Annotated in this window: 1 pseudogene; it reads right to left on the bottom strand. The window is 67.9% G+C overall.

The features are described from left to right. Window positions 1-669 (bottom strand): annotated as a pseudogene (gene fusA / locus MKK70_RS18570) (elongation factor G); the annotation flags it as partial.

Below are 669 nucleotides of genomic sequence, written 5' to 3'. Positions count from 1 at the left end.
GACGTTCGCGTTGCCGCGCATGTCCTGGCCCTGGATCTGGCCGCGGCGGGAGTTGAGATCGCCGATCACCGAGCCGGTATACTCCTCCGGCGAGACGACCTCGACCTTCATCACCGGCTCGAGCAGCACGGAGCCGCCCTTTTGCAGGGCCTCGCGCAGCGCCGCCCGGGACGCGATCTCGAAGGCCAGCGCCGAGGAGTCGACGTCGTGATAGGCGCCGTCGATCAGCTCGACCTTGATGTCGACCACCGGGAAGCCGGCGAGGATGCCGGCGCCGAGGACCGAGTTGAGCCCCTTCTCGACGCCCGGGATGTACTCCTTGGGCACCGCGCCGCCGATCACCTTCGAGGCGAACTCGAAGCCCTTGCCCGGCTCGTTCGGCTCGACCACGAACTTCACCCGCGCGAACTGGCCCGTGCCGCCGGTCTGCTTCTTGTGGGTGTAGTCGATCTCGGTCCGGCGGGTCAGCTTCTCGCGGTACGCCACCTGCGGCTGGCCGATGTTGGCGTCGACCTTGTAGGTGCGGCGCAGGATGTCGACCTTGATGTCGAGGTGCAGCTCGCCCATCCCGCGCAGGATGGTCTGGCCCGACTCCTGATCGGTGGAGACGCGGAAGGACGGATCCTCGGCCGCGAGCTTGGCGAGCGCGATGCCGAGCTTCTCCTGATC

The organism is Methylobacterium sp. E-041 (genome assembly GCF_022829665.1).
In the GTDB taxonomy this organism is placed as follows: Bacteria; Pseudomonadota; Alphaproteobacteria; order Rhizobiales; family Beijerinckiaceae; genus Methylobacterium.
The sequence above is the reverse complement of the archived record's forward strand: the minus strand, read 5'-3'. Positions and strand labels throughout refer to the sequence as shown.